We start from the raw sequence: 25,589 nt of genomic DNA, 5'->3' as shown, positions 1-25,589 counted from the left end.
AACTTGTATTGCACTATTTCAACACACGCCGATTTATCATTGTAAGCGCCCTACTCATCGCTAACGCCGCACAGGCGGGCAAACTTTCTATTGTGATTGATGACTTTGGTTATCGCCCCCAGAACGAAAACAAGATTTTACAGATGCCATTGCCTATTTCAGTGGCTATCCTGCCGAATGCGCCTTATGCCAGAGAGATGGCTATCAAAGCCCATAATCAAGGGCGTGAAATTCTGATTCATTTGCCGATGGCTCCCCTAAGCAAACAACCGCTGGAGCGCGATACATTACAGCCATCAATGAGCAGCGAAGAGATCCAGCGCATCATGCGCCAGGCGGTGAATAATGTCCCCTATGCCAAGGGCATGAATAACCATATGGGCAGCGCGATGACCTCCAGTTTCTCCGGCATGCAGAAAGTGATGCAGGAGCTGGACCACTATCAGCTCTATTTCCTCGATAGCGTGACCATCGGTAATAGTCAGGCGGGCCGGGCCGCAGAGGGGACTCATGTTAAAGTCATTAAGCGCAAAGTCTTTTTGGATGACTCACAAAATGAAGCGGCGATCCGCCAACAGTTTAACCGTGCGGTAGAATTGGCCCGCCGTAATGGTTCAGCTATTGCTATTGGGCACCCCCATCCGGCCACCATTAAAGTACTGCAACAAATGTTGCCTCAGTTACCTGCTGATATCGTATTAGTCCGGCCGAGTGCACTGCTCAATGAGCCAATACAAAACAATACGCAAAACAACAGTGGCGGTATGTTATCGGGTAAAACAAAACTACCTAGTTCAACCCAAGGCGAGCGCCTGAAAGCTATCAAGCAATGCAAAGCGAAAGAGAGCTATGTAGCAGAGAAAATCTACGCAGACAGGATGTTTAGCATCATAGGTGAGAGCTTGATGCAAAGCCCTGCGGTGATTTTTGTTCAGCGGCATTGGCAGCAATACTTCCCGCCAGTAGCGCCAGTTATTCCGGTGGATAAACCAAAAACAAATAGCCAAGACGGCGATAAGCCTAAAGCGGATAAACCTTAATAAAACGGGGCAATCATCATCTGACTGCCCCGCTCTCAATCCTGCAACGTCAAGGCCGAAGGGAATTCCCAAAGTCATTGGAGGTGCAGGTAGGCGGCCAGCAAACTCATCCCGATGAGCTTACATAAGTAAGTGATTCGGGTTAGTGCGCGCAGCCAACACCCCTGCAACGTCAAGGCCGAAGGGAATATTTTAGTCCCAGCTTAAAACCACCTTACCCGACTTACCCGAACGCATCGCATCAAACCCTTGCTGGAACTCATCAATAGAGAAGCGATGAGTGATGATCGGGGTTAAATCCAGACCAGATTGAATGAGTGCTGCCATTTTGTACCAGGTTTCAAACATTTCACGGCCATATATCCCTTTGATAAACAGCCCTTTGAAGATCACCTGATTCCAGTCGATTGACATATCAGAGGGAGGTATCCCCAGCATTGCAATACGCCCACCATGATTCATGGAGTTAAGTAATGAACGGAACGCCGGTGGCGCACCTGACATTTCCAGACCCACATCAAACCCTTCAGTCATGCCCAGTTCAGCCATTACATCCGTCAGATTCTCTTTACTAACGTTAACGGCACGGGTTACACCCATTTTACGCGCCAGATCCAGGCGATATTCATTCACATCAGTGATTACAACATGGCGAGCGCCTACATGCTTACACACGGCAGCAGCCATGATACCAATCGGGCCAGCACCGGAAACCAGGACATCTTCACCCACTAAATCAAAGGATAACGCGGTATGCACCGCATTGCCGAAGGGGTCAAAAATAGCGGCTAACTCATCAGAAATATTGTCTGGAATTTTGAACGCATTGAAGGCAGGAATGACCAAATACTCGGCGAAAGAACCAGGGCGGTTGACCCCAACCCCCACAGTATTACGGCACAGATGAGTGCGACCACCGCGGCAGTTACGGCAATGACCGCAGGTAATATGCCCCTCGCCAGACACCCGATCACCAATACTAAAGCCTTTCACTTCCTGACCAATGGCGACAACTTCACCAACATATTCGTGGCCGACCACCATTGGGACGGGGATCGTTTTTTGCGACCATTCATCCCAATTATAAATATGCACATCGGTACCACAGATAGCGGTTTTGCGAATTTTGATCATGATATCGTTGTGCCCCAACTCTGGTGGTGGCACATCGGTCATCCAGATACCTTCTTCGGCCTTCAGTTTAGACAATGCTTTCATGAACATTCCTTACGCAATAACGTTAAGTTGTTTGCCAATACGCACAAAGGCTTCAATAGCCCGCTCGACTTGCTCTGTCGTATGATCAGCCGACATTTGGGTACGAATACGAGCCTGACCTTTTGGCACCACCGGATAGAAGAAGCCGGTGACGTAAATACCTTCTTTCAGCAAGGCATTGGCAAACTCCTGTGCCAGCTTGGCTTCACCCAGCATGACCGGAATAATTGCATGATCAGCGCCAGCCAATGTGAATCCGGCGGCACTCATTTTCTCGCGGAATAAACGCGCGTTCGCCCATAAATGGTCACGCAGTTCAGCACCGTCTTCCAGGAGCGATAACACTTCAATTGAGGCGGCAACGATTGCCGGAGCCAGCGAGTTTGAGAACAAATAAGGCCGTGAACGCTGGCGCAACCACTCAACCACTTCTTTACGACCCGCGGTATAGCCGCCTGACGCCCCACCCAGTGCTTTACCCAAAGTACCGGTGATAATATCAACGCGATCCATTACTTCGCAGTATTCATGAGTACCACGGCCATTAGCACCCACAAAGCCCACGGCATGGGAGTCATCGACCATCACTAATGCCTGATACTCATCAGCCAGATCGCAAACACCTTTCAGGTTGGCAATGACACCATCCATTGAGAACACGCCGTCAGTGGCAATCATAATATGACGCGCGCCATCTGCTTTGGCTTGTTTGAGTTGGACTTCCAGTTCGCTCATATCGTTATTGGCATAACGGTAGCGCTTGGCTTTACATAACCGTACACCATCAATGATCGAGGCATGATTCAGCGCATCAGAAATAATGGCATCTTCTGGCCCGAGCAGGGTTTCAAACAGACCGCCGTTAGCATCAAAGCAAGAAGAGTAAAGAATGGCATCTTCCATACCGAGGAAACTGGCCAGCTTCTGCTCCAGCTCTTTATGCGTGTCTTGCGTACCACAAATAAAACGAACCGACGCCATACCAAAGCCATGAGTATCCATGCCTTGCTTAGCGGCTGCGATAAGCCTTGGATGGTTGGCCAAGCCCAAATAGTTATTGGCGCAGAAATTAATTACGTGGCTTCCATCAGCTACAGCAATATCTGCTTGCTGGGCGGAGGTGATAATGCGCTCGTTTTTATACAACCCTTCAGCACGGGTAGTTATGAGTTGTTCTTCTAATTGCTGATAAAAAGGGTGTCGATTAAATGGCAGGGACATTCAGTTATCTCCAGGATGGGCAATTTCACAGTACATTTTACTGATTAGTGAGCGAGCTGACGAGGAACCTTGTCTTATATTATAAAAAATGCAGCACATATCACGGCGAACAATCCTAAAGCCGCATAGAAACCGTGAGATTAAGCCCCTTGCGGCTGTGCGCTATCCTATGAAATGTTATGATAACGCCAACTAGAGTGTGGGGCATTGTGCCCGACCAAGAAGATTAGCAAGGGTGAACCTGATGATTATCGTCACTGGCGGCGCCGGTTTCATTGGCAGCAACATCGTTAAGGCACTGAATAATATCGGTTATAAAGATATTCTGGTTGTTGATAACCTGAAAGACGGCACTAAATTCGTCAATTTGGTTGATCTGGATATCGCTGATTACATGGATAAAGAAGATTTTGTTGCCAGCATTGTTGCCGGTGATGATATGGGTGAGATCGAAGCCATTTTCCACGAGGGTGCCTGTTCTTCCACCACCGAGTGGGATGGCAAGTACATGATGGATAACAACTATCAATACTCTAAAGATATCCTGCACTTCTGTCTGGATCGCGGCATTCCGTTCTTATATGCCTCTTCTGCTGCCACGTATGGCGGGCGTACCGATAATTTCATCGAAGATCGCCAGTACGAACAACCACTCAACGTTTATGGTTATTCCAAATTCTTGTTTGATCAGTATGTGCGCGAGATTCTGCCGCAAGCTGATTCGCAGATTTGTGGTTTCCGTTATTTCAACGTTTATGGTCCACGTGAAGGCCACAAAGGTAGCATGGCAAGCGTTGCCTTCCACTTGAATAACCAGATCAACGCAGGTGAGAATCCTAAACTCTTCTCCGGCAGTGAAAACTTCAAACGCGATTTCATCTATGTGGGTGATGTGGCTGACGTTAACCTGTGGTTCTGGCAAAACAATGTTTCCGGCATTTTCAACTGTGGTACCGGGCGCGCAGAATCTTTCCAGGCTGTTGCCGATGCCGTAGTAGACTTCCACCATAGTGGGCCAGTGGAATACATTGAATTCCCTGAAAAGTTGAAAGGCCGTTATCAGGCATACACCCAAGCTGACCTCACCAAGCTGCGTGCTGCTGGTTACGACAAGCCGTTCAAAACAGTCGCTGAAGGCGTCAAAGAATATCTGGCCTGGCTCAATCGCTCAGTCTAAATTACTTGCTGCAAGGAATTGATAAACGGTATGAAAATACTGGTCATCGGCCCTTCTTGGGTTGGCGATATGATGATGTCGCAAAGTCTTTACCGTACCCTGAAGGCCGAATATCCGGCAGCAGATATTGATGTGATGGCACCCGCGTGGTGCCGTCCGCTTTTGGCCAGAATGCCAGAAGTGCGTCATGCAATCCCAATGCCCTTAGGGCACGGGGCTTTTGCTTTTGATGAACGTCGTCGCTTGGGTTTAGCCTTACGTGAAACCGGCTATGATCGCGCCTATGTGCTGCCAAACTCGTTTAAATCCGCCCTGATACCTTATTTTTCAGGGATTAAGCAACGTATTGGCTGGCGTGGCGAAATGCGCTACTTCTTGCTCAATGATATGCGTATTCTGGATAAACAAGCCTTCCCTATGATGGTTCAGCGCTATGTTGCACTGGCCTATGATAAAGAAAAAATCCACTCAGCCGATGATTTACCGCAACCTTTGCTATGGCCGCGATTGCAGGTTCGGGATGAAGAAATTGCCGAGATTACCGCGTCATTCAATTTGACAGATAACCGGCCAATCGTAGGTTTCTGCCCAGGAGCTGAGTTTGGCCCGGCAAAACGCTGGCCGCATTATCACTATGCCACTCTGGCACAAAAACTGATTGATGCTGGCTATCAAGTCGTTTTATTAGGTTCAGCTAAAGATAGTGAAGCCGGCGAAGAGATCCGCCAGACTTTGGGCGAGAACTCCCGCGAATATTGCCTCAATCTGGCAGGGCAAACATCGCTGGAGCAAGCGGTGGTATTGATTGCGGCCTGTAGCGCGGTAGTCAGTAATGACTCCGGTTTAATGCATGTTGCTGCCGCATTAAATAAACCATTAGTGGCCTTATATGGCCCAAGTAGCCCGGACTTCACCCCACCACTGTCTGATAAAGCCACTGTCATTCGCCTAATTACCGGCTATCACAAAGTGCGCAAAGGCGATAGCGTGCAGGGCTATCATCAGAGTTTGATTGATATCCAGCCAGAACAAGTGATGGCGGCCCTTGAGAAACAATTATCCGCTTGCCAAAACTCTGTCAGTGAGGCCGATTAATGCATGTATTAATCGTTAAAACCTCTTCGATGGGCGACGTTTTACACACGTTGCCCGCACTGACCGATGCGATGAATGCCCTTCCAGATATTCGCTTTGATTGGGTAGTAGAGGAAGGATTTAGTCAGATCCCAAGTTGGCATCCGGCAGTGGATAAAGTGATTCCGGTGGCCATCCGCCGTTGGCGTAAAAATTGGTTTGGTAGTGATACCCGGCAGGAACGCTGCGATTTTAAACGTGTTGTGCAGCAACGCCATTATGATTTGGTGATCGATGCTCAGGGGCTAATTAAAAGTGCCGCGCTGATTACCCGTATTGCCAAAGGGGTTAGGCATGGCCCGGATTGCAAAAGTGCCCGTGAGCCATTTGCCAGTTGGTTTTATAACTGCCGCCATGAAATTGACACCAAACAACATGCGGTTGAGCGCATACGCCAACTGTTTGCCAAAAGTCTGGGTTATGATAAACCAGACAGTTATGGCGACTATGCTATCGCGCAGCGCTTTTTAAACCAGTTACCTGGCGATGCTGGTCAGTATTTGGTTTTTCTGCACGCAACGACCAGAGACAACAAGCACTGGCCTGAAAGCCATTGGCTGCAATTGATCGAGCTGGTTGCCCCCACCGGTTTAAAAATCAAGTTACCGTGGGGGGCGGAACATGAGTATCAACGTGCTTTACGATTAGCGGAGCATTTCCCGCATGTCGAGGTCTTGCCTAAACTCAGTCTCCAGCAGGTAGCAGAGGTTCTGGCTGGCGCAAAAGCTGTTGTTTCCGTTGATACCGGCCTCAGCCACCTAACCGCAGCGTTGGATCGCCCGAATATTACTCTATTCGGCCCTACCGACCCTGGGTTAATTGGCGGTTATGGGAAAAACCAGATTGCGGTGATTTCCGAACAAAAAAGTATGGATACAATTACGGCTGAAACTATTATGGCACGATTGGAAGCACTGATTTCATAAGCGCCTATTGTTTGTTTCCAGTGATTTATTCGTGCCAGGAATTCTACCTGCCGATATTTATCATGTAATAACAATCGACTCTGGTAATTATCAGAGTTGATTGTTGTGGGTTATCTGATTATCTTTCTCGCATATTATCTAACAAAGGATGGCGGCTAATACAGCGCTTCAATTAACTTCGGCATCTAATTGTTAAGAATCCCTAATTGATTATTTAAATAATTAAGTAAGTCACTCGCTGATATCCACCTAATAGCCACTCACCAATTCCTCTGCTTACGCCATTAATTGCTAAATTCTCTTCTATCAAAGTAAAGCCGGTAAGAAACTGAGATATATCGCTAAAAAGAAGCGCATTCCTAGATAAAAATATCATTAAAATATAACCTAATGATATCTACGGCTACACCATTCACGACTAAAAACAATAATGATAATTACTCTCACTTGAGAGTAGGTAAAATCAATTTTATCGCTGCTCAATTACTGAAAATTGTTAAAAATTATATTCTTTTTTATGAATAGACTGGCCCTGCTCTGGCTATCGGGCTGACCCAGTTGAAAAGAGCCTTTCTTGCTCAAATATGGTATTATTCTTAATAATCCATATAAATGAAATTGATAGAATGTTGCTGCGTTTATATCAGGTACTACTCTACCTTATTCAACCTTTGATCTGGCTGCGGTTGCTGTTACGTAGCCGTAAAGCCCCCGCTTATCGCAAGCGCTGGGGTGAACGTTATGGTTTTTGTGCCGGTAAAGTTGTCGCTGGCGGTATCATGCTGCATTCAGTTTCAGTCGGTGAAACACTGGCCGCGATCCCTTTAGTCAGAGCATTGCGTCACCGCTACCCATCATTGCCCATTACCGTGACCACGATGACACCGACGGGTTCTGAGCGTGTCCAATCTGCGTTTGGTAAAGATGTTCACCACGTTTATCTGCCTTACGACCTCCCCGGCTCTGTGAACCGCTTTCTTGATCAGGTCAATCCTAAGCTGGTCATTATCATGGAAACAGAATTGTGGCCGAACCTTATTAATGCACTGCATCACCGCAAAATCCCGCTGGTGATTGCCAATGCCCGCCTTTCTGCCCGTTCTGCCGCTGGCTATAAGAAAATCGGTAGCTTTATCCGTAATATGCTGCAACGTATCACGCTGATTGCCGCACAAAATCAAGAAGATGGTGACCGGTTCATTGAACTGGGCCTCAAACGCTCTCAGTTGACGGTAACGGGCAGCCTAAAGTTTGATATTTCCGTCACCCCTGAATTAGCAGCCAGAGCTGTAACATTACGCCGCCAATGGGCGCCGCATCGCCCAGTGTGGATTGCAACCAGTACCCATGATGGGGAAGAAGCCATTTTGTTGGAAGCTCATCACCAATTACTGCAACACTTCCCGACATTATTGCTGATTTTGGTTCCTCGCCACCCCGAACGCTTCCCGAAAGCGGTTGAACTGACGGAGAAAGCTGGGCTGAGTTACACCTTACGTAGCAAGGGGGAAATTCCTTCTGGCAGTACACAGGTTGTGATTGGCGATACCATGGGTGAACTGATGCTGTTATATGGCATTGCCGATCTGGCTTTTGTCGGTGGAAGCTTGGTTGAGCGTGGTGGTCATAATCCGCTTGAAGCAGCAGCCCATGCCATCCCTGTGCTGATGGGGCCACATACATTTAACTTTAAAGACATCTGTGCCAAGCTGGAACAGGCTGAAGGGTTGATCACCGTGACGGATACCCTATCGCTGGTAAAAGAAATCACCGTGCTACTCACGGATGAAGATTGCCGCCTTTATTATGGCCGCCATGCAGTTGACGTGTTGCATGAAAACCAGGGTGCACTACAACGGTTATTACACTTGTTGGAGCCTTATCTGCCACAACGGAGCCACTAAATGAGTGCAAGAAAACGCCTGTCAGTGGTGATGATTGCCAAGAATGAAGCCTCATTGCTAGCGGATTGCCTGGCATCGGTGAGTTGGGCTGATGAAATAGTGGTATTGGATTCAGGCAGTGAAGATGAAACCATCGCGCTGGCCCAGCAATATGGCGCGAAAGTATACAGTAATGCGCAATGGCCGGGTTATGGCAAACAGCGGCAATTAGCCCAACAGTATGCCAGTGGCGATTATATTCTGATGCTGGATGCCGATGAACGGGTGACTCCTGAGCTTAAAACCGCTATTGAAGCGGTACTTATTACACCGGAGGAAGGCGCGGTTTATAGCTGCGCCCGGCGGAATCTATTTTTAGGTCGTTTTATGCGCCACAGTGGCTGGTATCCAGATCGAGTCACCCGGTTATATCCGCATCATCAATTCCAATATAACGATAATTTAGTACATGAATCGCTTAATAGCGGCTCAGCAAAAGTTATCCCGTTGAGCGGTGATTTATTGCATCTGACTTGTCGTGATTTCTTTGCTTTTCAACGTAAACAACTGAGTTATGCCGAAGCGTGGGCGACTCAACGCCATCAGCAAGGTAAGAGTTGTAGCTACTTCTCTATTCTCAGCCATACTCTTGGGGCTTTCTGTAAGACATGGTTATTACGTGCAGGTTTCCTCGATGGTAAACAAGGGCTATTGCTGGCAGTAGTAAACGCGCAATATACCTTTAATAAATATGCGGCTCTGTGGGCATTGAGCCACCAATATCAGAAAAGCGAGAACTCATGACCACCAAAGCCATCTATCCGGGGACATTTGACCCCATAACCAATGGGCATTTGGACTTAGTGGCACGTGCCGCAGCTATGTTCAGCCATGTCATCCTGGCTATTGCCGACAGTTCCAGCAAAAAACCGATGTTTACACTGGAAGAACGCGTCGCATTAGCAAAGGAAGTAACAGCTCCGTTGAAGAATGTCGAAGTTTTAGGATTCAGCGAACTGATGGCTGAATTTGCCAAAAAACACGATGCTAATATTTTGGTTCGAGGCTTACGCTCAGTGTCAGACTTTGAGTATGAATGGCAACTGGCCAATATGAACCGCCACCTGATGCCCAAACTGGAAAGTGTCTTCCTGATGCCATCAGAGAAATGGTCGTTTATCTCTTCCTCGTTGGTGAAGGAAGTGGCACGCCATGGCGGCGATATCACACCGTTCCTTCCTGCCCCCGTCACCGCAGCGCTGATGACTAAACTGGCCTGACCCTTTTATTTATGCAACCCTATATCGCCGAAGCCATTGGAGTTGCAGGCTAGCGGTAAGCGAACGTAGCCCACAACCCTGCGGCGTCAAATACGAGGGTATACGATTAATGTTGGCAGTGGCGGCAAAAAAACGTGCTGCGCTGCCCATGCTTCGCAATTTCAATCAGATGCCCACAACGGCGACATGGCTCGCCCGCCCGCCCGTACACCTGCAACTCCTGCGCAAAGTAACCTGGCTTACCATCTGACTGTAGAAAGTCGCGCAATGTGGTGCCCCCCTGTTCAATAGAGTGCAGCAACACGGCTTTTATTGTGGCCACTAACAGTACAATTTCAGCGTTGGTTAATGAACCAGCAGCACGGTCAGGTAAAAGACCTGCGGCAAACAAGGATTCACTGGCATAAATATTGCCAACGCCAACCACCACTTTGTTATCCATCAGCCACTGTTTAATCACGGTGCGTTTATTCCGTGATTTATCAAACAGGTATTGGGGAGAAAATTCATCGCTCAGTGGTTCTGGCCCTAAATGCGCTAATACATTGCTGGTTTCAAGGTCTTTTGCCCACAACCAGGCACCAAAGCGCCGTGGGTCGGTATAACGCAATATTTTGCCATTACTGATAACCAAATCGACATGATCGTGTTTTTCAGCTTCAGTTTCGTCAGACAATATCCGTAAGCTACCTGACATCCCCAGATGGACGATAATCCAGCCAGTTGGCAGTTCTATCAATAAATACTTGGCCCGACGCTGAACACTGAGCACCGGTTGATCGCTCAATGCCAGAATTTCATCGGACACCGGCCAACGCAAACGGGCATTTCTGACCACCGCGTAAAGAATGGTTTGGCCGACAAGATAAGGTTCGATCCCGCGTCGGCTGGTCTCAACTTCTGGTAATTCAGGCATGTAACCTCCCTAAACGTATCTCACTGAACTTTATATAATAAAAAACCCGGCCGAAGCCGGGTTTTCATAATCCACCAAAATTAAAATTATTTAATTTTAGCTTCTTTATAGATCACGTGTTGACGGACAACTGGATCGAATTTCTTCAATTCCAATTTTTCCGGCTTAGTACGCTTGTTCTTCGTAGTGGTATAGAAGTGACCAGTACCAGCAGAAGAAACCAGCTTGATCTTCTCGCGAACACCTTTAGCCATGATTCAGTTCCTTAATACTTCTCACCGCGGGCGCGAATTTCGGCCAAGACCGTTTCGATACCCTTCTTATCAATAACACGCATACCTTTAGCAGATACACGCAGAGTTACAAAGCGCTTCTCGCCCTCAACCCAAAAACGGTGAGAGTGAAGGTTCGGCAGAAAACGGCGTTTGGTCGCGTTCATTGCGTGGGAACGGTTGTTACCGCTCACCGGGCGCTTGCCAGTAACTTGGCAGACTCGGGACATGTCTATTCTCCAAAAATCAAATCAGCTCGAGCTTCGTATAGGATTTGGCCGCCTCGTCAGGCTTTAGAGCCCATCTCAGCAAATTCACTGAGAAGACTCACTGTCATCAGGTCAGAAACCCCTGTCACCAGGCTATAAACCTGCTGAGATAGGCTCTTCACGCCAAACCCAAGATTCTCAAAGGTGGCGTAGTATACGCTCTGAAGCGTAAGTGCTCAAGTCCCGAACAGCTAAAGATCCCGAAAGGATCAATTATTATTGCTCTAAAGCCATCCGCGTTCAGCAAATGAGACACATTCACCCCGGCCAACCACTAAATGATCGAGCACCCGAATATCTAATAATGAGCAGGCTTTTATCACCTGCGTAGTAATCAAACGGTCGGCTTGGCTCGGTTCAGCCTTACCCGAGGGGTGATTATGCGCCAGAATCAGCGCGGCGGCATTAACCTTCAGCGCTTCACGCACAATTTCTCTCGGATGAACCTCAACGCTGCTGATGGTACCAGTAAACATCTCCTCATGGCGAATAACACGATGCTGGTTATCCAAAAACATGACTAAAAAAATCTCTCGTTCGCGATGGGAAAGAATATTTTGCAGAAATTTTTGGGTAATTTCGGGATTTTGCAGAACACTTTCCCGCATCAGGTGGGATGAAAAGCAACGACAGGCCAGTTCTGCAATGGCTTGAATTTGGCTGTATTTAGATGAGCCAATCCCTTTTTGAGCACATAACGTCTGATAATCCGCCGACATCAGCCCATGAAGTGAGCCGAACTCTTCAATCAGATATTCAGCCATCTGCATTACGTGCATTCCGGGAATACCGGTACGCAGAAAAATCGCGAGTAACTCGGCATCGGTTAGTACAGCAGCACCATATTTCAGTAATTTTTCCCTTGGGGCTATCTGCCCATACCATTCATCCATCCTTTGGCTCCTGTAATCCCTGAACAGCGCGTGCAGCATGACAGAAGGCTTTCTGCCTGGCGAACTCATGATTTAGTGCATGCGAAACGCTTCGCAAATTTGATGATTGATGGCATCAAGCGACAGCCCGATAGCTAATCTGCCCGACGGTTATGCTAAAATATTGCCTCTTACAGCTTTCATTCGGACAATCATGATGACGGGACTTTCCGGCAAACATATTGTGCTCGGGATTAGCGGGGGTATTGCCGCGTATAAATCTCCTGAGCTGGTACGCCGCTTGCGCGACAGGGGCGCAGAGGTGCGGGTGGTGATGACGACCGCCGCCAAAGCGTTCATTACGCCACTCACGTTGCAGGCAGTCTCGGGTTATCCCGTCTCAGATGATTTGCTCGATCCGGCGGCAGAAGCCGCCATGGGCCATATTGAGTTGGGTAAATGGGCTGATCTGGTCATCATGGCCCCGGCTACGGCTGATTTGCTGGCCAGGGTTACAGCAGGGATGGCAAATGACCTCCTCACCACGGTTTGCCTGGCCACAGCAGCCCCTATTGCGGCTGTTCCGGCTATGAATCAACAGATGTACCGTGCTGCGGCCACTCAGGCAAACTTGCAGACGCTCGCTAATCGCGGAATGTTGCTGTGGGGGCCGGACAGCGGCAGCCAGGCTTGTGGTGATGTGGGGCCGGGAAGAATGCTGGACCCACTGGAAATCGTCGCGCTGGCAGACAGTCATTTTTCTGTAAAACAAGACCTGCAACATTTGAGTGTCATGATTACCGCAGGGCCAACGCGTGAAGCACTTGATCCGGTGCGCTTTATCAGTAATCAAAGTTCGGGCAAGATGGGCTTTGCGATTGCTCAGGCCGCCGCAGCGAGAGGCGCTAAGGTCACACTGATTGCAGGCCCGGTTAATCTCTCCACGCCAACGGGTGTTAATCGCATTGATGTTGTCAGTGCTCTTGAGATGCAACAGGCAGTGCAGAACACTGCAGCCCAGCAGAATATTTTTATTTCTTGTGCTGCGGTAGCGGATTACCGTGCAGAGCAAGTTTCTAATGAGAAAATAAAAAAACAGGGTGATGAAATTACCCTTAAGTTGTTGAAAAACCCGGATATTGTTGCCGGTGTGGCTTCGATGGCTAAAAATCGTCCATTTGTTGTTGGATTTGCTGCCGAAACCCAGAATGTGGAAGAATACGCGCGACAAAAACTGGCGCGGAAGAAGCTGGATCTGATTTGCGCTAATGATGTATCGCTCGCAGAGCATGGTTTTAACAGTGATACCAATGCCTTGCACCTTTTTTGGCTGGCTGGAGAGAAACGTTTACCGCTCAGCGATAAACACCTCCTCAGTCAGCGTTTAATAGACGAGATTGTCAGCCGTTATGATGAAAAAAATCGACATTAAAATTCTGGACCCACGTGTTGGCAATGAATTTCCTTTACCAACCTATGCGACAGAAGGCTCTGCCGGATTGGATTTACGTGCCTGTCTGGACGAAGCAGTTGATTTACTGCCGGGGCAAACCACATTGCTACCTACCGGCTTAGCCATACACATCGGCGATAGTGCTTTGGCCGCCGTCATTCTGCCTCGCTCGGGTTTAGGGCATAAACATGGGGTGGTTCTTGGTAATCTGGTGGGGCTTATCGATTCCGATTATCAGGGGCAATTGATGGTCTCGGTATGGAACCGTGGTCAACAGGCATTTACCATCGAACCCGGCGAACGTATCGCTCAGATGGTGTTTGTTCCCGTAGTACAAGCAGAATTCAATTTGGTTGAAGATTTTGACCAAAGTGAACGTGGTACTGGTGGTTTTGGTCATTCTGGGCGCCAATAACCTACCCTAGACCTCAATATCGTAAAAAAGCTATCACATAAGCCGCCGGGGCTTGGTACCCAGTGCGGCCGATATTTGGGTTTTTGTTATTACGTCATTTTTAGCAAGGGTCTACTCGGACATGGCAGAAAAACAAAATACGAAAAGGAACAGGCGCGAGGAAATCTTGCAGGCTTTAGCGCAGATGCTGGAATCCAGTGACGGCAGCCAACGCATTACTACCGCTAAACTTGCCGCCAATGTGGGGGTTTCTGAAGCAGCGCTTTATCGGCATTTCCCCAGTAAAACGCGGATGTTCGATAGCCTGATCGAGTTTATTGAAGATAGTCTGATGTCCCGCATTAATTTGATTCTGCAAGATGAAAAAGAGACGTTTAATCGCCTCCGGCTAATCCTGCTGTTGGTATTAGGGTTTGCAGAACGCAACCCCGGCCTGACCCGAATCATGACCGGTCATGCACTGATGTTTGAACAAGATCGTCTGCAAGGGCGGATTAATCAACTGTTTGAACGTATTGAAGTGCAATTACGCCAAGTTTTGCGCGAGAAAAAGCTGCGTGATGGGCAAGGTTTTATACATGATGAAGCACTATTAGCAACTCAACTGCTGGCATTTTGTGAAGGGATGCTTTCGCGCTTTGTCCGCTCAGAGTTCCGCTATCGGCCAACACAAGAGTTTGACGCCCGCTGGCCACTGATTGTGGCACAGTTGCAATAAACCTCAGCCGGGGTAGTCAAAAAACGATAAAAGGGCCATTTGGCCCTTTTTGCTGGCTTAACCGTATAGTGACTAGATACCGTATTTTTTGCGATATTCACGCACAGCCGCCAGATGATCAGCCATTTCCGGTTTTTCTTCCAGATAACTGATCACATCACTCAACGTAACAATCGCAATCACTTTGCAGTGGTAATCACGTTCAACTTCCTGAATCGCTGAAATCTCACCACGACCACGTTCCTGACGGTCCAATGAAATCATTACACCAGCTAGGGTCGCGCCCTGTGCGTTGATAATCTCCATTGATTCACGAATAGCAGTACCAGCGGTTATTACATCATCCACCAGCATGACTCGGCCTTGTAGAGGGCTACCTACCAGACTGCCGCCTTCCCCGTGATTTTTCGCTTCTTTACGGTTAAAACAGTAAGGCACATCGCGCTCGTGATGCTCTGCTAATGCAACAGCTGTCGTCGTCGCAATCGGGATACCTTTGTATGCTGGCCCGAACAACAGATCGAACTCCACACCACAATCCACTAAGGCAGCGGCGTAAAAACGCCCAAGTTTTGCCAGATCCAGCCCGGTATTAAACAATCCGGCATTAAAGAAATAGGGGCTAATCCGCCCAGACTTCAGGGTAAACTCGCCAAACTTCAACACCTGTTTGTTAAGCGCAAACTCGATAAAATCGCGCTGATAGGCTTTCATGGGTACTTCTCCTCTCCAGATTGTGACTGTTCTTGTTAATTGCTTTATTGACTGACTCGATACCTAAATTGCAGGCAAAAAAAAGGCGACTAGCAAGTCGCCTTAATCAATTATTGTGCTAACACTGCTTTCTGTGCCTGGAAGATAGTCTCTATCCCCCCACGGGCCAGAGCCAGCAACGCCAAGAGTTCTTCATGACTGAATGGTTCGCCTTCTGCGGTGCCCTGCACCTCAATCATCCGGCCATCTTCCATCATCACTACATTCATATCCGTTTCTGCGGCAGAATCTTCTACATATTCCAGATCGCAAAGCGCCTCGCCTTTAACGATACCAACAGAAACCGCAGCAACCAGACCTTTCATCGGGTTCGCTTTCAATTTACCCGCAGCGACCAGTTTATTCAGTGCATCGGCCAGAGCCACACAAGCACCACTGATTGACGCCGTGCGGGTACCACCGTCAGCCTGCAACACATCGCAGTCTAAGGTGATAGTGAACTCACCTAATTTTTTCAAATCAACCGCAGCACGTAAAGAACGGGCAATCAGGCGTTGAATCTCTAAAGTACGGCCACCTTGTTTACCTTTCGCGGCTTCACGGGCATTACGGCTATGAGTAGCACGCGGCAACATACCATATTCAGCCGTTATCCAGCCCTGCCCTTGGCCTTTGAGAAAGCGCGGAACACCCTCTTCGACCGTGGCGGTACACAATACTTTGGTATCGCCAAACTCAACCAATACTGAACCTTCAGCGTGTTTCGTGTAATTACGGGTCAGTGTGAGTGGGCGGACTTGTTGTGCTGCTCGGTCTGCTGGACGCATGGGCTTTCTCCGGCTTTAAATCGATATTGGTCGCGCATTATACGGCCTTAGTGATGTAATGCCTATCCTGCCTGCGCCTCGGAGGCTATAATCGCTGCATCTTTTCTTTAAAACGGGTACGCAACAATGATCCGCAGCATGACCGCTTACGCTCGGCGTGATATTAAGGGTGAATGGGGTAGCGCAGCCTGGGAGCTGCGTTCCGTTAACCAACGCTATTTAGAAACTTATATTCGCTTACCTGAACAATTTCGCAGTCTGGAACCGGTTATCCGCGAACGCATCCGTGGCCGCTTAACGCGCGGCAAAATCGAGTGTAACCTGCGTTTTGAACTGGATGCCAACGCACAAAGCTCTCTGATCCTTAATGAAAAACTGGCAAAGCAGTTAGTTGAAGCCGGTAACTGGGTCAAAATGCAAAGTGATGAAGGCGAGATAAATCCGGTGGATATTCTGCGCTGGCCGGGTGTCATGGCCGCTGAAGAGCAGGATCTGGACGCAATCAGTACCGAGCTAATGCAAGCATTGGATATCGTGCTGGATGACTTTATCGTGTCCCGTGAAACCGAAGGGGCCGCACTGAAAACCCTTATCGAACAGCGCCTTGATGGTGTTAGCGCGGAAGTGATTAAAGTCCGTGCACATATGCCAAATATCTTGCAGTGGCAACGTGAGCGCTTGCTCAATAAGCTGGAAGAAGCGCAAGTCCAACTGGAAAATACCCGTCTGGAGCAAGAATTGGTGCTGATGGCGCAACGTGTCGATGTTGCCGAAGAGCTAGATCGCCTGGAAGCGCACGTTAAAGAAACGCACAATATTCTGAAGAAGAAAGAAGCGGTAGGCCGCCGCCTTGATTTTATGATGCAAGAATTTAACCGCGAGTCGAATACGCTGGCATCAAAGTCTATCAATGCCGACGTGACCAACTCCGCTATCGAATTGAAAGTACTGATCGAGCAAATGCGCGAGCAGATTCAGAATATCGAGTAACTTTTAGTACATCGCAAAAAAATGTCTTTAAAGCCCGTTAACGCGGGCTTTACTCCCTCCTCGCACTTATGAAATTTCATCCAATCTACAGTTTCCTTTCTTCGTTAGTACACAGAGAATGTACCGACTCAGCGCATATGCTGATAGCGTAAAATTTCCCACAAGTACAGAGTACCTATCGTCTCGTTAAAATGGAGATTAACATGAACGAACACCATCAAACGTTTGAAAGCCTTCGTCTGCACAGTGATGATAATAACGAGCATTGGTCAGCAAGGGATTTAGCGCCTTTACTGGATTACAGGGATTGGAGGAACTTCCAGAATGTTTTATCTAAGGCCGCGCAAGCCTGTGAAGCTAGTGATCAAAATGTATCAGACCATTTCGTTGAATCCACCAAGAAGGTAATTCTAGGCTCTGGAGCACAACGCGAGTTAGATGATGTCCATTTATCTAGGTATGCATGCTATCTCGTTGTACAAAATGGTGATCCAAGCAAGCCGGTGATTGCTTCCGGGCAAACATACTTTGCTATCCAAACTAGGCGGCAAGAACTTGCAGATGATGAAATCTTCAAAAAACTACGCGAGAACGAAAAACGGCTATTTCTGCGTAATGAATTGAAAGAACATAACAAACATCTGGTGGAGACAGCACAACAGGCAGGGGTCGAAACAACGTTGGATTTCGCAGTCTTCCAAAATCATGGTTATCAAGGCTTATATGGTGGGTTAGATCAAAAATCTATCCACCAACGCAAGGGCCTTAAAAAGAGTCAAAAAATTCTCGACCATATGGGTTCTACAGAACTTGCAGCTAACCTATTTAGAGCAACACAGGCGGAAGAGAAACTCCGTAGAGATCAGGTAAAATCAAAACAGCAAGCAAATCAGACTCATTTTAATGTGGGCCAAAAGGTTCGACAAACAATCGAAGAATTAGGTGGGACTATGCCGGAAAATCTTCCTACGCCAGAAAAAAGCATCAAACAACTGGAATCGGCCACTAAGAAGCTGAGCAAAAAATAAGTCCCATTACTTAACACGCGAACTTTAGATACACAATGACGTTTTCAAATAAAAACACATAATAACAATATCTTATCTAAATTAATCCACTTAAAAAACCGATTGCACCGAGTGAATTATCACCACATTTCAGCACCTCGAAAAAATGTCTTTAAAGCCCGTTAACGCGGGCTATTTTCTATTTAATCTGCTGCCATTTCTATAATTACGTTATACGTAGTATCCAATTCAAGCCATAACTACGAATATCGTAGTCATGAAAATAGAATCTGATTACCATAGTGTTTTTTGTCAACGACTTAAGCTGGTGCGACTTGCTAAATGGCTATCCCAAAAAAGCTTGGTATTGCTGCCGGGATTGATGAATTTGAAGCAAGTACACGTATAAATCGTTACGAGAAAGGTGTACATGAAGCTAGCATGGAGGTTGCCCAACAACTCGCAGATGTGTTGCAAATACCGCTAGCGTACTTCTATACCGCCGACGATGTATTAGCAGACATGATGTTAGCGTTTATGGCGTTATCACCAGAAGAAAAAACAAAGGTATTGGCATTGGTGAAAAATCAGGGGATAAAATAGCAAAAGGAAGGGAAAATGCAGTTAACCGTATTAGTTGATAATAATACCTTGATAGATAAGTACCTTACCGCCGAACCAGGTGTCTGCTATCACTTACGAATTGACGGAAAATCATTTCTTTTTGATACCGGTTACTCCGATGTTTTTCTGAGTAATGCGGCTATTTTAGGCATTAACCTGACTGAGATAGACAGTATTGTCCTTTCTCATGGGCATAACGACCATAGCTGGGGGCTAAACCACCTTGCACAGTATCTTGATCGGGTAAACCATCAAGATGCCAAGAAAATAAAGATTGTTGCTCATCCCAATGCCTTTCTGCCGAAATACTATGAAGATAAATCTATAGGCGCTAATTTACCGGCAGATGGTTATCCGACGCTTTTCGAACGGGTCGAACAGCCTGGAGTATATTACCTTACCGATAATTTACTCTTTTTAGGGGAGATTGCGCGTAACAACGATTTTGAAGGGCTAGAGCCTGTTGGTAAAACTGTCGATTGTTGCGGGCATAAAGTTGAAGATTTTGTTACCGATGACAGTGCAATAGTTTATACCAGCCCTGAAGGTATCGTCATTATCACGGGCTGCTCTCACTCCGGCATCTGCAATATTATCGATTATGCGATTAAAGTTACCAACGATAAACGTGTCCGCGCAGTCATTGGTGGGTTTCATCTATTAAATGCCAGCAGTGATATTCTATCCAGAACATCTGATTATTTTAAACAACTCAATGCTCAAGCAATTTATCCCTGCCATTGCACTGATCTTAAAGCCAAAATAGCCCTAGCCAACGCAGTCAATATTGAAGAGGTCGGTGTTGGCATGATACTGAACTTTGAGTAAAAAAGTACCCGATTTGAGCAGTAATAACGAGAATCATCTGATTGTTATAACTCCAAAATATTTGTAAGGGTTTGTGTATGGTATGAAGTTTAAAGCTAATGCATAATCCCTACGGGAATTTTAACGCTCAAATAAGAAGGATTTAGTAATGCTTAAGAATGTACTTTTTTTCGATGCTCTGCTGACACCCAAGATTCTTACCGGTTTATATTGGCTTTTACTGGTATTTATCATTATTTCCGGCGTATTCGTAATGATAAATACCAGTGTCATCGGCGGATTTCTTAGCATCCTTGGCGGTGCTCTTGCGACTCGAATCTGTTTTGAGATGATCATGATCGCATTTAAAAACAATGAATACCTGAAAAAGATCGCAGATAAATCATAACTATGATTAGGGTATTATCATTCCATCTGAGAATGAAATACTCTAATTGCTTACCACTTTGCAGTTGTAATGACGTTAACCCACCAAAAACCATACAGCCCTCGGTGAACAAGCAACTCTTCTTCATTATTTTATCAATGATAAGATCTCACATAATTTACTGTAACCATTTAAAATATAGAGCATTTCCCAATATTTAACTTTCTTCCTATGCCACAATGTGAAAGCAGAAAGAGCATTTAATATGTTTATGGCTACTATCTAATATCAGGCCTGAAGAAATTACACATATACTTTATTGGTTGGTCAGTTTAGGCCGGGGTGTTTTATAAGGGTCAGAATTGCAATCATAACAGGGTGAGTCAGGGATAGCGTTGCTTAACCTTTCTGGCTAAGGTAAGTAAAAGACACATATACACTTTTAGGGGATCGCGTATGTTCCAAGACCAAAACACATCGATCCTAGAGACCTATTTTGGTACCCATAGCCCTTTTTGGCGACTGGCTTTTGATAGTCAGGCTTTAGAGTTATCCGCCATCAAGGGAACCACAAATATTGCCATTCCCCTTAATTCCGTTCAAACAATGAAAATTCGGGGTTTAACGGGTATTACTGCCAGTTTAGATATTGAAATAGAAATTTACGGTAATCCACTTCATTTACATCTGGTGGGCCGTAAAGTTAATGACAAAGAATGGGGTGGAACCGCCTCCGCGTACGCTGATACTGAGTCGGTAGCACGCGATTTAGTGATGGGGCTTTCCTTTGCAGAACAAGTCGTTTCTGAAGCTAACTCTGTTATTGTGATTCTTGATAAAGATGGTTACGTACAGCGATTCAATCACCTCAGCGAAGAATATACCGGTAAAAAAGAACAAGACGTTATTGGTAAAAATGTTTACGACTTGTTTATGACAGCCAAAGAGGGAGCCTCGTCGCGCAAAAATATTGAGGGCTTCTTCCTGCGCGGTGCATCTTACGAAGTTGAACGTTGGGTTAATACTGTAAAAGGGAAACGCCTCTTTTTATTCCGCAATAAGTTTGTTCACAGTGGTAGTGGCAAAAATGAGCGTTACCTTATCTGTTCTGGTACTGATATTACTAAAGAAAGGCGTGCACAAGAGCGTTTGCGAATTTTGGCTAATACCGACATGATTACTGGCCTGCCTAATCGCCACGCTATTCACGAACGTATTAATAGTGCAATCCTAACTCGTGGTGAGACCTCAGTCGGCATTATTTACCTCGATCTCGATAATTTTAAAAAAGTTAACGACCATTACGGCCATATGTTTGGTGATCGCTTACTCAAAGATGTCTCGCTGGCCATTTTAAGTTGTTTGGGTGAAAGTGAAATGCTTGCCCGGTTAGGCGGTGATGAATTTATTGTTCTGGTGGAGAATGCCTCAATGAACTTACTGGAGGCAACTGCACAGCGCATTCTCAACCGCATGAAGTTACCCTTCCGGGTAGGATTGATCGAAGTATATACCGGGTGTTCTATCGGGATAGCACTGTGCCCTGAACACGGAGATACACTAGAAAATATTATCCGTAGCGCAGACACTGCCATGTACACCGCAAAAGAACATGGAAAACAGACCTATTCGATTTTTTCACAAAAGATGAATAAGAAAGTATCTGAATACGTCTGGCTAGATACCAATTTACGTAAAGGTTTAGAACAACATCAATTACAAGTTTTTTACCAACCCAAGATATCCGCCAAAACGGGTAAAGTTCATAGTGTCGAAGCATTAGTCCGATGGTTATCACCCGAGCGCGGTTTAATCGCCCCACTTGAGTTTATCTCCTATGCCGAAGAATCCGGGTTGATCGGGCCATTGGGCAAATGGGTATTGCAAACTTCGATGCAACAAGCAGTAGATTGGAAGAAACGTGGAATAAACCTACGAGTGGCGGTAAATGTATCAGCCCGGCAATTAATTGATGAGGCTATCGTAACCAGTTTTATTGAGTCTCTTGAAGCCAGCGAATTAGAATCCAGTTTGGTTGATGTTGAATTAACCGAAAGTTGCTTAATCGATGATGAAGATTCGGCCATCAATATCATGAAACAATTACGTCACTTGGGTGCTCAGGTTCATTTGGATGACTTCGGCACTGGCTATTCTTCGCTTTCTCAATTGGCTCGTATCCCTATTGATGCCATTAAATTGGATCAAAGTTTTGTACGTGATATTGATAATAATCCGATTTCACAATCTCTGGTTAAAGCCATTATCGTTGTCGCTGAGGCACTTAAAATGCGGGTAATTGCCGAAGGTGTGGAAACTAAAGGGGAAGAGGAATTCCTGGATTCTATTGGCATTGATGAAAAACAAGGGTTTCTTTACGCCAAACCAATGCCCGCAGATGAACTGGAGCATTGGCTGGTAACACAACACCCTCACCTTCCACTGGATTAGGTGTATAACGCTATATTGCTTTTGGCATTGCCGAAGTATGCCGGTCTTGTAATGTAACCAACCGTTCGATATAGGCTATATCTTTCGGCTCAATAGAAAATGCAGAATCAACCCAATCCTCCGTGATATCCATCAGTTCTGAACGCGTTAATTGCAAAACACGTTGCCGAACCCTAATCATCGCTCTCATACCATTTAACTTTGGCCTGATCGTATCTATAAAGGTACGAGTCGCAAGATAAGCATCTCCCGGCTGAAATAACTTATCAACAAGACCACGGCTCTCATACCATTCCGCAGCATGAGATTCACCTGTCCAAATCAGTTGTTCTGCGACTCTCATCCCTGCTTTTCTGGCAACAAGTGAGTAGCCTCCCATGCCAGGAAATAGATTAAATGCAATTTCTGGGAACCCCATTCTGGCTGTAGTTTGTGCCAGAACAAAATGATGGGCTAATGCTGCCTCAAACCCCCCACCTAATGCACTCCCTTCAATCATCGCAATAGATATGGCACCAATATCAAAGCCACGGGAAGCCGCATGAACACAGTCTACACATGCACGCGCATAGGCCATTAACGCTTCTCGTTTGCGGTTTTTAATCATATGCGCGAAAAAGTTCAAGTCCCCCCCTACATTAAACATATTGGGTACCACCGAACCCGTCACCCAAAAATCAAAAGGTAATTTTGATTCTTTAGCGGCTTGTGCAAGTGTCATAATATTTTCAATTAACTCCAGATTAAAACAAGGGCGCGGGTGGGCATGCAGCAACATCCACATCGTATTACGCTCTTCTTCGTAATACGCCGATATTTGGGATAAGTGCCCAGCCTCAGAAAAAGGGCGGCAGCTAGGAAGATTAATCATATTCATATTCCATCCAATGAGTTAGTTAAACACAGATAATGCTATTTCTGCCGAATCCTCATTGAGGACACGCTAAGCTTGCCGCAGTGATGGCAACTTAAGCTGGCAGATAAATAGTGAGTCACCCAATGGATAAATGATGAGAAAACCAGTAAAAATTTTAACAATACGCATGTTTAGGACTGAGTTAAGGCATTCAATAGAATATACATTGCCAAGAAGATAGAATTTCAGATGAAAAAAACCTGCTGTTACGGATAAAATACTGTCTGATCTTTATGCCTGACGGATTCTTTTATGCTGCAAATTCTGCACTTTCTTTTAGCGTTAATGACTATTGCAATACTGGCTTTGTTAGTCAGTCGTGACCGAAAAAATATTAGGCTGCGCTATATTTTTCAGTTATTGGTTTTAGAAATTGCACTGGCTTATTTCTTTTTACACTCAGAAAGTGGTCTGGGTGCAATAAAGTATTTTGCCGGATTATTTGAAACTCTGATGAAATTCGCCGCAGTCGGTACCAGTTTTGTTTTTGGCGGTATGAACGAACAAGGCTTAGCATTTATATTCATGAACGTTCTTTGCCCGATCATTTTCGTTTCCGCGCTGATTGGCATTTTACAGCATTTTCGTATATTGCCACTCATCATACGGGTTGTGGGCACGTTGTTATCCAAAGTAAATGGCATGGGGAAACTGGAGTCTTTCAATGCCGTGAGCACATTGATTTTGGGGCAATCAGAGAACTTTATTGCTTACAAAGGAATTATTGCTGATATATCACCACGTAGAATGTACACCATGGCAGCAACGGCGATGTCAACAGTATCCATGTCGATTGTAAGTGCTTATATGACCATGCTTGAGCCAAAGTTTGTAGTAACTGCGTTAATATTGAATATGTTTAGTACTTTTATTGTCCTCTCTATTATTAATCCTTACCCAATGGCTGACGAACCCGAATTAAAGCTAAACAAACTTCATGAAGACCAAAGTTTTTTTGAGATGCTGGGTGAATATATTCTGGCTGGTTTTAAAATTGCAATGATTATAGCTGCGATGTTAATTGGCTTTATTGCCATAATTTCTGCTATTAATGCTTTATTTAGTAGCTTATTCAACATCAGTTTCCAAGAAGTACTGGGATATCTATTTTATCCGCTCGCGCTACTGATCGGCATTCCTACTCAGGATGCGTTGCAAGCAGGGAGTATTATGGCGACCAAACTGGTGGCAAACGAGTTCGTTGCCATGATTGAGTTAAAGAAAGTAGCAGCCGAAATGTCTCCACGTGGCTTGGGCATCCTTTCTGTCTTTTTAGTATCTTTTGCTAACTTTGCCTCAATTGGTATTGTTGCTGGTGCCATCAAAGGGCTAAATGAGCGACAAGGGAATGTCGTTTCACGATTCGGATTAAAACTGGTCTATGGTTCAACCTTGGTCAGTTTACTTTCTGCCGCCGTTGCAGGGCTTATTTTGTAATAAGGTAAGCTTTTACTCTAAACCAACAATAGGGCTATCAGCCTTTTATCTCTTGTAAATTGAAGATAAAAGGCTTGAAATTAACGTTAGAAATCTACGCACACAGTAGTATCAACCCGCATAACAGATTCTTGTGCAAACTGCTGTTTATAGCGGGAACGCACAGCTTCGATGGCACCTTCTTTGCCATCTTTATGAATGAGGACCAACGCCTTACTGCTTTCTTTGGCAACTTGCCCATTATTTCCTAACCATTGCCCTTTGGCATCAATTACGGTCAAACCTTCATTGAAGCGGCTGGTCACATCATTATCGACAAAAGACTGCCATTCAGCGATAGAAATAGCGGGGCCATGAGGCCGATTCAAACCGAAATAGAGTGTGGTTTGTGTCATCGGCTCACCTTTAATACAGGCCGGAGGTACCACTTTCACCACAGCGGTGTTTGCATGACCAGCACTGTCAACACAACCGCTCAGTAATACCCCGATAGCAACCATACCGGCAAACAATGCCCCACGATAACGCGACGGATTAACACGATTGTCCATGAACAAATCTCACTGAAATAAAAGATAAAAACTACCACCCGCAGCATGACTCTGCAATCAGGCAAGAAGATCATACAAGCGCA

General features: G+C 46.1%; 27 protein-coding genes. 17 read left to right on the top strand and 10 right to left on the bottom strand.

The window, feature by feature from the left end; genetic code table 11:
- The first annotated feature begins 8 nt into the window (after positions 1 to 8).
- Complete coding sequence (locus tag EL015_RS00315) at positions 9 to 1,040, top strand: divergent polysaccharide deacetylase family protein (RefSeq protein WP_005190608.1); 1,032 nt, start codon at positions 9 to 11, stop codon at positions 1,038 to 1,040.
- A gap of 192 nt (positions 1,041 to 1,232) precedes the next feature.
- Here the strand turns inward: EL015_RS00315 and tdh are convergent, their stop codons facing one another.
- Positions 1,233 to 2,258: an L-threonine 3-dehydrogenase gene (gene tdh, locus EL015_RS00310; RefSeq protein ID WP_005190611.1), complete on the bottom strand. Its 1,026-nt coding sequence runs from the start codon at positions 2,256 to 2,258 to the stop codon at positions 1,233 to 1,235.
- 9 nt (positions 2,259 to 2,267) lie between these two features.
- Positions 2,268 to 3,479: a glycine C-acetyltransferase gene (kbl, locus tag EL015_RS00305; protein WP_005190614.1), complete on the bottom strand. Its 1,212-nt coding sequence runs from the start codon at positions 3,477 to 3,479 to the stop codon at positions 2,268 to 2,270.
- Positions 3,480 to 3,723: 244 nt separating this feature from the next.
- On the opposite strand from kbl, the gene rfaD reads away from it, so the two are divergent.
- From rfaD to coaD, 6 genes are all read left to right on the top strand, one after another.
- The gene (gene rfaD, locus EL015_RS00300; RefSeq protein WP_032907533.1) at positions 3,724 to 4,656 is read left to right on the top strand and encodes an ADP-glyceromanno-heptose 6-epimerase; all 933 of its coding nucleotides are present in this window, start codon (positions 3,724 to 3,726) and stop codon (positions 4,654 to 4,656) included.
- A gap of 30 nt (positions 4,657 to 4,686) precedes the next feature.
- On the top strand, positions 4,687 to 5,751 hold the full coding sequence (rfaF, locus tag EL015_RS00295; protein ID WP_005190621.1) for an ADP-heptose--LPS heptosyltransferase RfaF: 1,065 nt from the start codon (positions 4,687 to 4,689) through the stop codon (positions 5,749 to 5,751).
- A complete protein-coding gene (rfaC, locus tag EL015_RS00290; RefSeq protein ID WP_032907535.1) occupies positions 5,751 to 6,716 on the top strand; it encodes a lipopolysaccharide heptosyltransferase RfaC in 966 nt (321 codons plus the stop codon). The genes rfaF and rfaC overlap by 1 nt, the downstream gene beginning before the upstream one ends.
- 626 nt (positions 6,717 to 7,342) lie before the next feature.
- Complete coding sequence (gene waaA, locus EL015_RS00285; protein WP_032907537.1) at positions 7,343 to 8,620, top strand: lipid IV(A) 3-deoxy-D-manno-octulosonic acid transferase; 1,278 nt, start codon at positions 7,343 to 7,345, stop codon at positions 8,618 to 8,620.
- On the top strand, positions 8,621 to 9,403 hold the full coding sequence (locus tag EL015_RS00280) for a glycosyltransferase family 2 protein (protein WP_005190634.1): 783 nt from the start codon (positions 8,621 to 8,623) through the stop codon (positions 9,401 to 9,403).
- Positions 9,400 to 9,879: a pantetheine-phosphate adenylyltransferase gene (coaD, locus tag EL015_RS00275; RefSeq protein ID WP_032907540.1), complete on the top strand. Its 480-nt coding sequence runs from the start codon at positions 9,400 to 9,402 to the stop codon at positions 9,877 to 9,879. Before EL015_RS00280 ends, coaD begins: the two co-directional genes overlap by 4 nt.
- 106 nt (positions 9,880 to 9,985) lie before the next feature.
- Here coaD and mutM read toward each other — a convergent pair whose 3' ends face one another.
- The 4 genes from mutM to radC all read right to left on the bottom strand — a co-directional run bounded on the left by mutM (position 9,986) and on the right by radC (position 12,229).
- Positions 9,986 to 10,795 (bottom strand): bifunctional DNA-formamidopyrimidine glycosylase/DNA-(apurinic or apyrimidinic site) lyase, encoded by an 810-nt coding sequence (gene mutM, locus EL015_RS00270; RefSeq protein ID WP_005190640.1) that lies wholly within the window; start codon positions 10,793 to 10,795, stop codon positions 9,986 to 9,988.
- An 86-nt stretch (positions 10,796 to 10,881) separates the two neighbouring features.
- Positions 10,882 to 11,049 carry a 50S ribosomal protein L33 gene (gene rpmG, locus EL015_RS00265; RefSeq protein ID WP_004392084.1) on the bottom strand — a complete coding sequence of 56 codons (168 nt, stop codon included), beginning with the start codon at positions 11,047 to 11,049 and terminating at the stop codon, positions 10,882 to 10,884.
- 11 nt (positions 11,050 to 11,060) lie between these two features.
- Positions 11,061 to 11,297 carry a 50S ribosomal protein L28 gene (gene rpmB, locus EL015_RS00260; RefSeq protein ID WP_005164747.1) on the bottom strand — a complete coding sequence of 79 codons (237 nt, stop codon included), beginning with the start codon at positions 11,295 to 11,297 and terminating at the stop codon, positions 11,061 to 11,063.
- 263 nt (positions 11,298 to 11,560) lie between these two features.
- Positions 11,561 to 12,229, bottom strand: coding sequence for a RadC family protein (gene radC / locus EL015_RS00250; RefSeq protein WP_005190652.1), 669 nt, complete (start codon positions 12,227 to 12,229; stop codon positions 11,561 to 11,563).
- 193 nt (positions 12,230 to 12,422) lie between these two features.
- On the opposite strand from radC, the gene coaBC reads away from it, so the two are divergent.
- From coaBC to slmA, 3 genes are all read left to right on the top strand, one after another.
- Complete coding sequence (gene coaBC / locus EL015_RS00245; protein ID WP_005190654.1) at positions 12,423 to 13,640, top strand: bifunctional phosphopantothenoylcysteine decarboxylase/phosphopantothenate--cysteine ligase CoaBC; 1,218 nt, start codon at positions 12,423 to 12,425, stop codon at positions 13,638 to 13,640.
- Positions 13,618 to 14,076: a dUTP diphosphatase gene (gene dut, locus EL015_RS00240; RefSeq protein ID WP_042568893.1), complete on the top strand. Its 459-nt coding sequence runs from the start codon at positions 13,618 to 13,620 to the stop codon at positions 14,074 to 14,076. The genes coaBC and dut overlap by 23 nt, the downstream gene beginning before the upstream one ends.
- Positions 14,077 to 14,197: 121 nt before the next feature.
- A complete protein-coding gene (gene slmA, locus EL015_RS00235) occupies positions 14,198 to 14,794 on the top strand; it encodes a nucleoid occlusion factor SlmA (RefSeq protein ID WP_005191076.1) in 597 nt (198 codons plus the stop codon).
- Positions 14,795 to 14,866: 72 nt separating this feature from the next.
- Here slmA and pyrE read toward each other — a convergent pair whose 3' ends face one another.
- Together pyrE and rph are read right to left on the bottom strand one after the other, a co-directional pair.
- Positions 14,867 to 15,508, bottom strand: a complete 642-nt coding sequence (gene pyrE / locus EL015_RS00230) for an orotate phosphoribosyltransferase (protein ID WP_005191079.1) — start codon at positions 15,506 to 15,508, stop codon at positions 14,867 to 14,869.
- 110 nt (positions 15,509 to 15,618) lie between these two features.
- On the bottom strand, positions 15,619 to 16,335 hold the full coding sequence (gene rph / locus EL015_RS00225) for a ribonuclease PH (RefSeq protein WP_005191083.1): 717 nt from the start codon (positions 16,333 to 16,335) through the stop codon (positions 15,619 to 15,621).
- A 126-nt stretch (positions 16,336 to 16,461) separates the two neighbouring features.
- Between rph and EL015_RS00220 the strand changes: the two genes are divergently transcribed.
- From EL015_RS00220 to pdeR, 6 genes are all read left to right on the top strand, one after another.
- Positions 16,462 to 17,325: a YicC/YloC family endoribonuclease gene (locus tag EL015_RS00220; protein WP_005191086.1), complete on the top strand. Its 864-nt coding sequence runs from the start codon at positions 16,462 to 16,464 to the stop codon at positions 17,323 to 17,325.
- Between the two features lie 203 nt (positions 17,326 to 17,528).
- Positions 17,529 to 18,353 (top strand): DNA damage-inducible protein D, encoded by an 825-nt coding sequence (dinD, locus tag EL015_RS00215; RefSeq protein WP_032907599.1) that lies wholly within the window; start codon positions 17,529 to 17,531, stop codon positions 18,351 to 18,353.
- A gap of 321 nt (positions 18,354 to 18,674) precedes the next feature.
- A complete protein-coding gene (locus EL015_RS00210) occupies positions 18,675 to 18,935 on the top strand; it encodes a helix-turn-helix domain-containing protein (protein WP_005191094.1) in 261 nt (86 codons plus the stop codon).
- A gap of 15 nt (positions 18,936 to 18,950) precedes the next feature.
- Positions 18,951 to 19,784 (top strand): MBL fold metallo-hydrolase, encoded by an 834-nt coding sequence (locus EL015_RS00205; RefSeq protein WP_005191097.1) that lies wholly within the window; start codon positions 18,951 to 18,953, stop codon positions 19,782 to 19,784.
- A 148-nt stretch (positions 19,785 to 19,932) separates the two neighbouring features.
- The gene (locus EL015_RS00200) at positions 19,933 to 20,172 is read left to right on the top strand and encodes a DUF4282 domain-containing protein (RefSeq protein WP_005191100.1); all 240 of its coding nucleotides are present in this window, start codon (positions 19,933 to 19,935) and stop codon (positions 20,170 to 20,172) included.
- A gap of 435 nt (positions 20,173 to 20,607) precedes the next feature.
- A complete protein-coding gene (pdeR, locus tag EL015_RS00195; RefSeq protein WP_005191103.1) occupies positions 20,608 to 22,602 on the top strand; it encodes a cyclic di-GMP phosphodiesterase in 1,995 nt (664 codons plus the stop codon).
- Positions 22,603 to 22,612: 10 nt separating this feature from the next.
- Here pdeR and EL015_RS00190 read toward each other — a convergent pair whose 3' ends face one another.
- The gene (locus EL015_RS00190; RefSeq protein ID WP_032907602.1) at positions 22,613 to 23,479 is read right to left on the bottom strand and encodes a crotonase/enoyl-CoA hydratase family protein; all 867 of its coding nucleotides are present in this window, start codon (positions 23,477 to 23,479) and stop codon (positions 22,613 to 22,615) included.
- A 291-nt stretch (positions 23,480 to 23,770) separates the two neighbouring features.
- Here EL015_RS00190 and EL015_RS00185 point away from each other — a divergent pair, with 291 nt between their 5' ends.
- Positions 23,771 to 24,955: a NupC/NupG family nucleoside CNT transporter gene (locus EL015_RS00185; RefSeq protein ID WP_005191109.1), complete on the top strand. Its 1,185-nt coding sequence runs from the start codon at positions 23,771 to 23,773 to the stop codon at positions 24,953 to 24,955.
- Between the two features lie 86 nt (positions 24,956 to 25,041).
- Here EL015_RS00185 and EL015_RS00180 read toward each other — a convergent pair whose 3' ends face one another.
- On the bottom strand, positions 25,042 to 25,506 hold the full coding sequence (locus tag EL015_RS00180) for a DUF3574 domain-containing protein (RefSeq protein WP_005191112.1): 465 nt from the start codon (positions 25,504 to 25,506) through the stop codon (positions 25,042 to 25,044).
- Between the last annotated feature and the right edge of the window lie 83 nt (positions 25,507 to 25,589).

This window comes from Yersinia intermedia (assembly GCF_900635455.1).
Lineage (GTDB): Bacteria > Pseudomonadota > Gammaproteobacteria > Enterobacterales > Enterobacteriaceae > Yersinia > Yersinia intermedia.
Note: the sequence above shows the minus strand (reverse complement) of the source record. Positions and strands in the feature narration are given on the sequence as shown.